9 protein-coding genes are annotated in these 12,262 nt (G+C 45.3%); all 9 read left to right on the top strand.

Features of this window, described 5'->3' with window-relative positions:
• Positions 1-55: 55 nt before the first annotated feature.
• The gene (locus HRU80_01080) at positions 56-2,980 is read left to right on the top strand and encodes a right-handed parallel beta-helix repeat-containing protein (GenBank protein QOJ27529.1); all 2,925 of its coding nucleotides are present in this window, start codon (positions 56-58) and stop codon (positions 2,978-2,980) included.
• A 96-nt stretch (positions 2,981-3,076) separates the two neighbouring features.
• Positions 3,077-5,995 carry a T9SS type A sorting domain-containing protein gene (locus HRU80_01075; GenBank protein QOJ27528.1) on the top strand — a complete coding sequence of 973 codons (2,919 nt, stop codon included), beginning with the start codon at positions 3,077-3,079 and terminating at the stop codon, positions 5,993-5,995.
• A 278-nt stretch (positions 5,996-6,273) separates the two neighbouring features.
• A complete protein-coding gene (locus HRU80_01070; GenBank protein QOJ27527.1) occupies positions 6,274-8,730 on the top strand; it encodes a prolyl oligopeptidase family serine peptidase in 2,457 nt (818 codons plus the stop codon).
• A gap of 249 nt (positions 8,731-8,979) precedes the next feature.
• Positions 8,980-9,285: a winged helix-turn-helix transcriptional regulator gene (locus tag HRU80_01065; GenBank protein QOJ27526.1), complete on the top strand. Its 306-nt coding sequence runs from the start codon at positions 8,980-8,982 to the stop codon at positions 9,283-9,285.
• Between the two features lie 60 nt (positions 9,286-9,345).
• Positions 9,346-10,650: a permease gene (locus HRU80_01060; GenBank protein QOJ27525.1), complete on the top strand. Its 1,305-nt coding sequence runs from the start codon at positions 9,346-9,348 to the stop codon at positions 10,648-10,650.
• A 41-nt stretch (positions 10,651-10,691) separates the two neighbouring features.
• Complete coding sequence (locus HRU80_01055) at positions 10,692-10,934, top strand: TM0996/MTH895 family glutaredoxin-like protein (GenBank protein QOJ27524.1); 243 nt, start codon at positions 10,692-10,694, stop codon at positions 10,932-10,934.
• A gap of 38 nt (positions 10,935-10,972) precedes the next feature.
• Entirely contained in the window at positions 10,973-11,599 is a 627-nt protein-coding gene (locus tag HRU80_01050) for a hypothetical protein (protein QOJ27523.1), read from the top strand.
• 17 nt (positions 11,600-11,616) lie between these two features.
• On the top strand, positions 11,617-11,853 hold the full coding sequence (locus HRU80_01045; GenBank protein QOJ27522.1) for a TM0996/MTH895 family glutaredoxin-like protein: 237 nt from the start codon (positions 11,617-11,619) through the stop codon (positions 11,851-11,853).
• 3 nt (positions 11,854-11,856) lie between these two features.
• Positions 11,857-12,234 carry a thioredoxin family protein gene (locus tag HRU80_01040; GenBank protein QOJ27521.1) on the top strand — a complete coding sequence of 126 codons (378 nt, stop codon included), beginning with the start codon at positions 11,857-11,859 and terminating at the stop codon, positions 12,232-12,234.
• Positions 12,235-12,262 lie beyond the last annotated feature (28 nt).

Genomic DNA, 12,262 nt, shown 5'->3' with positions numbered 1-12,262 from the left:
CCGGCAAATGCAAAGAACACGGAGGAATCATTTAACTTTTTTTACAGGAGTTCTTATGCGACCTGGTTTCTTTTTTCGTGTGATGCTTTTCTTATGCATCATTTCCCTTACGGAAGCTGCCATCATCAGAGTTCCGCAGGACTATGCAAAAATTCAGCTTGCCATCAATGCAGCCCAGCCCGGTGATACCGTGCTGGTTGCAGAAGGCACCTACTATGAGAATCTGAAAATTACAAAAAAGATTCTTCTGGCAAGTCAGTTCATTATTGACAGGAATGAATCCCACATCACCAATACCATCATTAACGGCAGCCAGAGGACTCACACCGACTCAGGGTCTGCTGTTACCTTTGACGGAAATCTGGATACTCTTTCAGGCATCTGCGGATTTACGGTGACAGGAGGCACGGGAAACATCCGATTCTATCCTGATGGAAATTTTTTTGCTATCAGCGGCGGAGGGATTGACCTCTACCAGGTATCAGGGCTGCGTGTTTCACACAATATTATCAAAAACAACTCATCTAATTCACGGGATACTATTAACCACAACTGGGGAGGCGGATTCTCAACGGGCGGATCATTTAAACAGCCGTTCTTTGAACATTTCATCATTTTTGAATACAATCGTGTATATAATAACACTTCATCACTTGGCAGTGGTGAAGGGGGCGGTGTTGACTTTTGGAGCAACGGAAGAATCGTTGGAAACATCATCACGGGCAATGCAGCAAAAAACAAGGGGGCGGGCATCCATATAGGTGATAAAGCAAATGTTCTCATAGCTGAAAACTATATATCAAACAACACTGCGCCGGAAGGATACGGCGGGGGTATCTCTGTTTACAGAAGCCAGGAAAGAGATCCGGAAGTAATAATTACAAACAATATTTTCAGCGGGAATAATGCAGTAGCATCTCATCTTTATGTACAGGCAGGCAAAGTAACAGTGGTAAACAATACTTTTGTAAACGGAGGCAATCACAAAGCCCTCATTATTCCAAGCATCAATTTTGCTTTTGTCTATCTGATGAACAACATTTTGTGGAACCCTTTAATAGTAAATGACATTCAGGCACCGGCAAACACCGTATTTGCTGTTAACTGCCTGATACGCGGAGGATATAGCGGGGGAACCAATATTGTTAATTCCGATCCCTTGTTTATCACGGGTGATACACTCTTCCGGCTCACCTCGGCAAGCCCTGCAATTGGAGCTGGGGTATTATCTGCTGCTCTTTCCTCATATATACTGCATGCACCTGGTAATGATTATCTCGGGCTCCCCCGTCCTAACCCCGCTTACTCAAATCCGGATATAGGCGCCATTGAGCATCCTCTCGGTGCACCAGCTTTGGCAACAACAATCCGCGTTCCGCAGGATTACGGCACCATTCAGGCCGCCATCAATGCAGCGGCAGAAGGAAACACCATTCTGGTTTCTGACGGTATATACTATGAAAATCTGAGTATAAATAAAAAAATTACCCTGGCAAGCCAGTATCTTATTGACGGCGATACTTCACACATATCCGGAACAATAATTTCCGGAGCCGGGCTGGAGAATCCTGATTCAGGGAGTGTGATAAATATCGGTCTTGGATCCGATACAAATACAGTCGTCACGGGTCTTACAATAACAAACGGAACCGGAACGAAGTATTTGGCACAGGACGGGTACTACTATATTGGAGGGGGTGGAATAAATATTCTTGCCGGCGGGGCCTCAATTCGTTACAACCGGATAATAAATAACCAGGTCTCCGGGACTGTTGCTTTGCCAGTTACGGCAGGAGCGGGAATAAACATAGATAATGCAAACGGAGAAATTACCGGTTATGAGATATCTGACAATCTGATTAAAGAAAATGATGCAAACGGAACAGGGGCGAACGGCGGAGGCATTTATCTGACCGGCAGCGGAAAGATCGTGAGGAATCAATTTGTTAATAACTCTTCGCGCTGGCTGGTGATAACAGGGGCAAGCGTCCCTTTGGGGAGTTACTCAGGTGCAATTGGCATTTATTCCAACTTATCCAGTACCGCAAAAGTCCTGATGGATGGAAACTTTTTTACCGGTAACAGGAGCAGCTATGGAAGCGTACTGCGTTCCTACGGTGCGGAAAATTTACCTCCAGAGCGGGTCCCGCAGCTGACAATCCAGAATAATATCATGGTTAAAAATATAGCTTTCCCGCCGAATTACGCGGCTACCAATAAAGATACCGGACTAATTCATCTTCGGGGTACATATTCTTATTTTATAAATAATACGATGGCTGATAATCTCGGAAACTATGCCATATATATTGGGACCCTTCCTCAAAAAGTTTCCCTGATGAATAACATTATCTGGAATCCAACGTCAGGCAGCACACAAATTAAATTCAGACTGGAAACAAGTCCGGCTGTTCTTTCTGCTGATTTTAATTGTATTCAATGGGGGTATGAGGGCTTTGGTAATATCTCAGCAGATCCTCAGTTTGTACCTGATGATCCTTATTACAGGCTGAACAGCAGCAGTCCTGCACTGGGCGCGGGATCGCAGCAATGGACAGTGGGGGATCAGCTGCTCACTGCACCTGAGCGTGATATATTCGGTAATGTCCGTCCTTGGCCAACCAATTATGCTAATCCTGATCTTGGTGCTACCGAAAACTCTCTCACTAATCTGATTGAAGACGGAACTATTCCGGCAGAATTCACCCTCATGCAGAATTACCCCAATCCTTTCAACCCCTCCACCAATATACGTTATGCCTTACCGCAGACCGGCGGAGATGGTATGATGGTGAAGGTAACACTGAAGGTTTACGATATCCTCGGCCGTGAAGTGGCAACGCTTGTTGACGCGGAGCAGGAGCCGGGCATCTATACCGTGAAGTTTGAAGCCGGAAAGCTTGCCGGAGGCATTTATATATACCAGATCAGATCAGGCAGCGGCTTGGTTATTACGAAAAAAATGATGTTCATTAAATAATTATTGCAGGAGAAACAGGTGTGAAGGAGAATGAATCAGTGACTTCTCCTTCACACTAAAAAAATATTTATAACAACCAACTTTACAGGAGTTCTTATGCGACTTAGTTTCTTTTTTCGCTTGATGCTTTTTGTCAGCATCGTTTCCCTCGCGGAAGCTGCCATCATCAGAGTTCCGCAGGACTATCCAAAAATTCAGATTGCTATTAATTCCGCGCAGCCGGGTGATACCGTGCTGGTTTCGGAGGGCACCTATTATGAAAATCTGACGATCAGGAAACGGATTCTTCTGGCAAGCCAGTTCATTATTGACAGGAATGAATCACACATCGCCAACACCATCATCAACGGCAGCCAAAGAACCCATACTGATTCAGGATCCGTTGTTACCTTCAGCGGCGATCTGGATACTCTTTCAGGCATCTGCGGCTTCACCATAACCCAGGGCTGGGGGAACATAAGATTTTATCCCAGCGACAACGCTTATGGCATCAGCGGCGGCGGCATTGATCTTATTAATGTTACCGGCCTGAGAGTATCTCACAACATTATTCATCATAATTCCACCAATCCACGAAACGGTGTAACCAACAACTGGGGAGGCGGATTCAGTACAACCGGAACCCTGCTTGAAAACAACATTCCTCATTATATCATTTTTGAATACAACAAAGTATATTCAAACTTTTCCACCATGGGCAATACTGAGGCAGGGGGAGTTGAATTCTGGTCGACCGGCAGGATAACCGGAAATACCATTGTTTATAATGAATCACGAAACATAGGCGGGGGTATCGCCATAGGAGACAGGGCAATTGTCAATGTGTCAGATAATTATATTGCTTTCAATACAGTTGCTCTCAATACCGGAGCCGGCGGCGGACTGACAACGATGATTTATAACGGAAGATCTCCTTCCATTACTCTTGAAAATAATATATTTTACCGCAACAGTGCAACAAACGGCTCACAAATTCGCTTTTCAGCAGGCAATTATAAGCTGATTAACAATACTCTGGTTCATGGGGTCGGGACAACTTCAATATATACGCCTTCCGGCGTGATCCACTGGAAATATATGATTAACAACATCATCTGGAATCCTGCAGCAACAGTTGAAATATCAGATTTGACTAACCATACCTTTGCGGCAAATTGTCTGATACGGGGCGGCTTTACCGCCGGAACAAATATCATTAATGCTGACCCGCTCTTCGCCAACCCGGATACCCTTTTCCGCCTCACACCACAAAGTCCCGCTATAGGAAAAGGATTATTAACCTACACATTTGACGTCACCCGCCTTGATGCGCCCTCGGCAGACTACCTTGGCATGCCGAGATGCTGTCCGTCATATACAAAGCCGGATCTTGGCGCCATTGAAAATCCTCTGGGTGCTTCCTGCTCTTCAGCCATTATCCGTGTGCCGCAGGATTATGCAAAAATTCAGGATGCGGTTAATGCAGCCCAGGCGGGATGCGTTGTTCTGGTATCGGAGGGCTTATATAATGAAAATGTGGTTATCAGTAAAAAAATTACTCTTGCAAGTCTCTACTATACAGACGGAGACACATCCCATATATCACGCACTATTATCAGCGGCGGAGTGCCCTGGTATCCGGATACCGCGAGCGTTATTGTGGTAAAACCGCCATGCGATACGGGCACGGTCATAACCGGATTTACTCTCATGAACGGAACCGGAACAAGATACTTTGAAATTAGAAACAGCCGTTACTGGCGGGCCGGGGGAGGAATTATGGTCAGCGCCCAGGGTGTAAGCATTATTGCCAACAGAATTATTAACAATAAAACAATCGGGACCTCTATATATCCCAGAACCATAGGAGGGGGCATCTGCATTTGGCCGGATAACCCGTCAAACAATTACTGGATACTTGCTGACAATGAAATACGCAATAATGAAACCGCTGGATATCTCAGGGCCAGCAGCGGTGGGGGTGCTTCCATCACAGGAAGTGGATTACTTATGCACAACAGGTTTATTGATAACAAAGTAACACAAACAGCGGACTACAGTTCAGGCGGAGGAGGTGTTGAAATCTGGACTGGTTCAGTTAATACAGCAAATGTTCTTCTCGACGGAAATCTTTTTTCCGGTAATCATGCTACCCCAAACGGAAGTGCCGTCCATATTGCGCATAACAGTTCAGTTACTTACAACTATCCCACGGCAACTCTGCAGAATAATATTATCGTGAAGAATTCCTCTTATGAATCAACTTCCTCAAGGCCCTACTATGGTACCGTTTTTTTGCATATGACAACCAGCCACCTGATAAACAACACAATTGCAGATAACGATGGAAATTATGGAGTTGGTGTTTCTAATAGCCCAAGCAGGGTACGGTTAATGAACAATATTCTCTGGAATACCGCTGTTGGTAATAATCAGATTCGGTTCATAAACGGTTCAGTTAGTTCAGAGGCAAACGCAAATTTCAATTGTGTATATGGCGGGTTCAGCGGATTCGGAAATATGACTGATACGCCTAAGTTTGCAGCCGGTGATCCGTACTACCGTCTTGAATATAACAGCCCTCTGCTTGGCGCAGGAATGATGCAATATACCGTTGGGGGCGCCATCCTTAAAGCCCCGGAGCGGGACTTCCTCGGCAACGTAAGGCAATGGCCGTTGGGTTATGCAAATCCTGACATGGGTGCGAACGAAAATATTCTGACAGATGCTCAAAAAGATCAATCGCTGCCAACAGAGTTTTCACTTATGCAGAATTACCCTAATCCCTTCAACCCCTCCACCAATATTCGTTATACCATACCGCAGACAGGCGGAGATGGTATGATGATCAGGGTAATCCTTAAGATTTACGATATCCTCGGGCGCGAAGTGGCAACGCTTGTTGACGCAGAGCAGGAGCCGGGTATCTACACGGTAAAATTTGAAGCCGGAAAACTTTCCGGAGGTGTTTATATCTGCCGACTCACAGCAGGCAGCAAGATTATGCTTACAAAGAAAATGCTGATGGCTAAATAGAGACGGACATTATTTATTAAAACAAAAATATAAAACCGGATGTATGCTCTCCTAACGTACACCGGAAAGTAAAGCGGCAACATGAATCAAAGCAAATGGCTTTTTGATCTCCTAAGCGAAGAGGAGAAAGACTGCTGCAAGAGTGCGGCAGGTTTGAAGAGGCAGGCCTTTGCAGGAAATTATGTGTTGCCGCTTTTATTATATGCTCCGTGCATGAAAACATGATCATCAATAACTTATTCCCAGGAGTTCTTATGCGACACAGGTACTTTTTTACCATGATGCTTTTAGTTAGCATCGTTTCCTTTGCGGAAGCGGCAATTTTAAGAGTTCCGCAGGATTATTCCAAAATCCAACTTGCCATTAATGCAGCCCAGCCGGGAGATACTATTCTGGTATCAGAAGGAACTTACAGTGAAAATCTCCGGATACCAAAAAAACTGGTGCTCGCCAGTCAGTATATTGTTGACGGCGATACGGCTCATATCTCAAGAACCATTATCAGCGGGGCGGTTCCCTCCCATCCAGATTCAGGTTCGGTAATTCATATATACGGGACCTCCGATACCACGACTATCGTCAAAGGATTTACCATAACCGGAGGGACAGGTACTAAGTTAGGATTAGGTACTGCTACATTTAAATTGGGGGGCGGCATCTACATCTCAGGCGGGGGTGCCAGAATAAGCCGCAATATCATAGCCGGCAATTCATTAAATACCAACTACGGTACTGAAGGGGGAGGAATTGCGCTTTATCCGCAAAACAGTGCTATTAGCCACTGGATCATTGAATATAATATCATTAGGAATAACAGTGTCAGATCAACCGCAACTGAAAATTACCGCCCCTGGGGAGGCGGCTGTGCGATTTACGGCGGCAACGGTGTCATCAAAAATAATACTGTTGAAAAAAATGAGGCATACGGAACGTATCATTTTGGCAGAGGAGGCGGTTTGCATTTCGGGGGAGAAGCAGGTCTTTCCTCTAACATCAGGATAGAGAATAATATTATCAAGGGAAATACTGCAAATCAGATCGGAGGAGGAATCACCGTTTGGAACGCAACAACGGTCTGGAATCACCGCTATTATATCTATAATAATATTATCGCTAAAAACTATGCACCCGATGGAGGCGGAGGAATATATACCTACCGCAGGGCAATCATTGAACTCGTTAATAATACGATTGTGCAGAATTATGGCTCATGGGGTTCGGGTTTGCTCGCTGTTACTCCTGTATCAACCATGTCTCAGGTATACGGTTTTAATAATATTTTCTGGAACCACGGTCCGTTCAATCATGATATAGACGGCATTAGGTGGGACAAATTGCATAATAATCTTATCAGAGGGGAATCATCCCGGGGGAAGAATAATATAAAAGGAGATCCGGTTTTTATTGATACTATTTCATACCGTCTCTCTCCCTCAAGCCCCTGTCTTGGCGCCGGAACAATGTCAGCAAATATCAATAATGTGAACATGACCGCGCCGCCAACAGATCTTCTGGGTAATGCCCGGCCGAGGAATTCATTCAGCAGGCCTGATTTGGGAGCTATTGAAGAGGATGACTCCATTGGATCAGCACCTGAACTGCCAAGAGGAATATTACACAGTTTCAGCCATGACGGCTTACAAAGAAACTATGTTGTTATTCCTCCAAAGTTTTTCGCCGGAGACAGCGGCCGGCCAGTCATGCTGCACCTTAATTGTTACGGCTGCGGTATTGACTGGGAGATGAATATTCTTGAACTTTTTAAGTACTGCGACACACTTGGCTTCTATACCGTATATCCTGAGGCCTATGATCTGGTTTGGAACAGCGGCATAAGTGCAAATTCCGGATACCCGGCTCCCAGTATTAATGATGTTGATTTTATTCTGAAACTTATTGACACTCTTAAAGTAAAGTATCGTATTGATCCCAATAACGTCTTCCTGTTTGGTACTTCTAACGGCGGCTTCATGGTTCAGAAAGCTCTTGCTGCTGCCGGGGACAAGTTCAGGGCAGTAATATCAAACGTTGCCACACTTACGTCACTAATGACCGGAGGTACCCTTGCTTCAACAACCGCGCCCATCATGCTTGTAAACGGAACATCCGACAATCAGGTAACCTATTCAGGAGGCAGCGGATTCTGGAGCATACCGCAAACAGTATCCTGGTGGAGAAATAAGAACAAAGCAACAGTGCTCTATGACTCAGTGCGGATAAACGGCAACAGCGGTGACGGCACATATACTGACAGAATGATATATAATGACTCCACAGGAAGGGAAATGGTACGATATTACAGAATTACCGGCGGCGGGCATAATTACCCCGGCGGCCCTGTAATCTTTGGTTCAGGCACGGTAAGCAGAGATATTGATATCAGGGTTGAGGCAATCAATTTCATTAAACGCATAATCGTTGGTGTGGATGATACCCCCGCTCCCCTACCCGGAACATTTTCACTGGAGCAGAATTTTCCCAATCCTTTCAACCCTTCAACCAATATCCGCTATGCAATACCCGGAAGCGGCAGTCAGGGGTCAGCGGTGCGCATTTCTCTCAAGGTTTATGATATCCTCGGCCGCGAAGTAGCAACACTTGTTGATGCTGAGCAGCAGCCGGGCATCTACACGGTAAAGTTTGACGCTGGAAAATATGCCGGAGGTATATATATCTGCCGCATGGCTGCAGATAATACAATTCTCTTTACGAAGAAGATGCTGCTGGTGAAGTAAGCCGCCAGTTCCGGCACCTGATTCGTAACGCATAAGACGGCCGTCCTCCGGAAACGGGGGGCGGCTTTATTTTGGGGACTCGCCGTGCCTGACAGAGGAAACCGGCCCAATCCCTCTTGATCCTTGGCACGCCTATCACGGGTACCCTGGCATTCTTATTACTGAGAATCTCTTAAAGATCCACTTTCCCCGGTTTTCGCTCAAAAACAAGGTTTTCCGGTACGGCATGGTAATTGTGTATTCATGAGCATGAATACATATAATGAACATAAAATCGCTGAACTTTTTCTGGCTCTGGGGCAGCCCAACCGGATAAGAATTCTCAACCTCCTTCGCCAGGATCCTGTACTCTGTGCCTGCGAAATGCAGAATAAGCTTAATCTTGAGCAGTCCAATCTTTCCCGTCACCTGAGCACCCTGGCCGATGCCGGAGTTCTCATCCGATGGAAAGACGGAGTCAGAACCAACTATAAAATTGCAGATCCGCTGATTCTGGATCTCCTCGATAAAGCGGAAAAAACACTTCATCAGGACGATCTGCAAAGTACCGGATAAATAAGGCCGGGGACGAAAAGATACTTTAACAAATTTTTTAATCAGAAACCGGCATCTCGGATGGACTGGAAAGCACAATACAAATCGTTTCTCTGGATAACAGGATTTTTCCTCTTTGCTTATTTCATGCCTGTTGAAGGGGAGGTCTTCAGGAATGCGGTCATTGATGCCTTTTCACTTGCAAAGTGGTATGCCCGGGAGCATGTTCTTCTCTGCCTGGTTCCGGCATTCTTCATCGCCGGAGTAATAGCAGTATTTATCAGCCAGAATGCTGTAATAAAATACTTCGGCGCAAAAGCAAAGAGGTGGGCAGCATATTCCGTTGCAGCGGTATCCGGAACGGTGCTTGCTGTCTGTTCGTGCACTATCCTTCCGCTTTTCTCAAGCATTCACAAGCGGGGCGCGGGGCTGGGGCCGGCTATAGCATTTCTCTATTCAGGACCGGCTATCAATATCCTTGCTATTATACTCACCGCGCGCATCCTGGGTTTTGAGCTTGGCGTTGCCCGCGTTATAGGCGCAGTCACCTTCAGCATCGTGATCGGCTCGATTATGGCCTATATATACCGTGATGAAGAAAAGGAAAAGTCAGCGGCGCAGTTATTGCTGCCCGAAATTGAGGAGGAACGGCCGTTCTGGCAGATCACACTTCATTTTTTCATCCTTGTTGCCATTCTGGTATTTGTAAACTGGGGAAAACCAGCCGGTGATACCGGGGGCTTCTGGTATTATATGTTCGCCGCTAAGTGGTTCATCACGGCTGCATTCGGACTTGCCTTTGCCGCTTCAATGATATATATCATCAAAATAAACAAATGGCATGTTATTGCCGGGACGCTGCTTGTCACCCTGGCGGGTTACTTTTTTTATGATACTCCGGAAGTTCCTTTCATAACCGCAGTCATTGCCACAACTATTGCGCTCAGCCTGAGCAAGGATGAACCAAATCAGTGGCTTGGCGAGACATGGGGCTTTGCACGCCAGATTATGCCGCTGCTGGGTGCAGGTGTTTTGGTTGCCGGATTTTTTCTCGGAAGCGCTGAAGGAAACGGCGGAATTATTCCGAAGGAATGGATACAAAGTTTACTCGGCGGAAACTCAGTCTGGGCAAACTTTTTTGCATCCTTCGCCGGAGCATTTATGTATTTCGCGACGCTGACGGAAATCCCCATCATTCAGGGGCTTCTGAACAGCGGTATGGGCAAAGGCCCGGCGCTCGCACTTCTGCTTGCGGGTCCGGCACTTTCACTTCCGAACATGCTGGTTATACAAAGCGTTATCGGAACGCAAAAAACCGTTGTATATGTGTCGCTGGTAGTAGTTATGGCTACCATAAGCGGAATGGTGTTTGGAGCATTTTTTTAGCAGCAGAAATTATTAGACTTATATATTTAAAGGAAAAGATCATGTTAGACATTAAAGTATTAGGTCCGGGATGCGCAAACTGCGTGAGACTTGAAGGGCTGGTTAAAGAAGTAGTTACTGAAAACAATCTTGAAGCACAGATAGAAAAAATAACTGACCGGGAAAAATTTGCAGATTTTGGCATTATGATGACACCAGGCTTAGTGGTGAACGGCAAAGTGCTTGTCAGCGGGAAAATCCCTGTTAAATCGACACTTACTCACTGGCTGACGGAAATGGTTTAAACTGTGAAACTGAGATCAGCGCGATATTTGCTTCTCCCATGAAACTACGCATTATCAGTGCATTAATACTTCTCATGCAGTGCCTCATGCCTGCACAGAGTTACAGCAGCATCAAGGAAAAAGCCGGGGATTATTTCCTCTCACTTTCCCGGTATGAACCTTCTGCTGAAGAAAAACTTACCGGGCTTTCTTCACACCTCCTGGCTTTATCAGCCGCTGAGGATGAGAATCAAAAAATTGATTCGCTTATCAGAGATCTGGAAGGATATCAAACTGCTTCAAAAATGATTACAACAGATTCATCTCTGGTACTGTTTAATCTGTGGTACCTGCAGTTCTCCGCGATGTTTTATCAGGCTGGTTATGATGAGTTCTTTAATCACCGGGGCATCAAAATTATTCTTTTCAGTGCCTCGCTTTCCTGCCCCTGCACGATGGAGATGGCAAGGAAGCAGAGCCTTGATATAATTGATTTCGGCAGGAGACATTCCATGTACTACTGGATTATTGATAGTTACGATAACTGCGATCTCCAGATATTCTACGATGCATTGTTTACACCGACCGTTCTGCTTTTTGACGGTGATAACCGCCTGATGCACAAGATTGTCTACGACGAAAACATGAAAGCGCTCCTTGAAGAGTATATCACATCACATTTATAAATCAGCAGACTATTACTATGATTTCAGTTAAAATATTAGGCACGGGATGCAAAAAGTGCCACACACTCGAAGCTAACGTCCGCGCGCTTATCGAAAAGCATCAGATAGATGCAATTGTTGAGAAGGTTACAGATATTAACCAAATGGTTGAGTACGGAATAATGATGACTCCCGGTCTTGTGGTGAATGAAAAAGTTGTAAGCTATGGCGTTATTCCTAAAGAAGCTCAGCTGTTAAACTGGCTGAAAGGATAGAGTATGAAAAAAGTTGTATTCCTCATTCTTTTGGCATTGCTGCCGCTTCAGCAGGATGAAGCCGAAGCAACACTAAGGAAAGATGACAAACCTCTGGTAACCTTTATTGAGCTTGGATCTGTAAACTGTATTCCCTGCAAGCAGATGGTCCCCGTTATGAAATCACTGGAGAAGCGGTACGGTTCTCAAATTAAGGTGATTTTTTATGATGTCTGGACAAAAGAACAGAAGCACTATGCTTCAATGTATAAAATCCGGCTGATTCCGACGCAGGTTTTTCTTGACAAAAACGGCAAAGAGTTTCACCGTCATGAGGGATTTTATCCGGAGGAGGAGATTGATAAAATTCTGAAGAGCAAGGGACTAAGGCCTGCCGTCTGAAAGATATATCATTGAATAAAAGATCTTC

The organism is Ignavibacteriales bacterium, from assembly GCA_015709675.1.
Lineage (GTDB): Bacteria > Bacteroidota > Ignavibacteria > Ignavibacteriales > Ignavibacteriaceae > H2-BAC3.
The sequence above is the reverse complement of the archived record's forward strand: the minus strand, read 5'-3'. Positions and strand labels throughout refer to the sequence as shown.

Bases quoted from the DNA above. Each gene is read 5' to 3' on its own strand.
- HRU80_01080 (QOJ27529.1), top strand. From the start codon at position 56: ATGCGACCTGGTTTCTTTTTTCGTGTGATGCTTTTCTTATGCATCATT.
- HRU80_01075 (QOJ27528.1), top strand. From the start codon at position 3,077: ATGCGACTTAGTTTCTTTTTTCGCTTGATGCTTTTTGTCAGCATCGTT.
- HRU80_01070 (QOJ27527.1), top strand. From the start codon at position 6,274: ATGATGCTTTTAGTTAGCATCGTTTCCTTTGCGGAAGCGGCAATTTTA.
- HRU80_01065 (QOJ27526.1), top strand. From the start codon at position 8,980: ATGAATACATATAATGAACATAAAATCGCTGAACTTTTTCTGGCTCTG.
- HRU80_01060 (QOJ27525.1), top strand. From the start codon at position 9,346: ATGGACTGGAAAGCACAATACAAATCGTTTCTCTGGATAACAGGATTT.
- HRU80_01055 (QOJ27524.1), top strand. From the start codon at position 10,692: ATGTTAGACATTAAAGTATTAGGTCCGGGATGCGCAAACTGCGTGAGA.
- HRU80_01050 (QOJ27523.1), top strand. From the start codon at position 10,973: ATGAAACTACGCATTATCAGTGCATTAATACTTCTCATGCAGTGCCTC.
- HRU80_01045 (QOJ27522.1), top strand. From the start codon at position 11,617: ATGATTTCAGTTAAAATATTAGGCACGGGATGCAAAAAGTGCCACACA.
- HRU80_01040 (QOJ27521.1), top strand. From the start codon at position 11,857: ATGAAAAAAGTTGTATTCCTCATTCTTTTGGCATTGCTGCCGCTTCAG.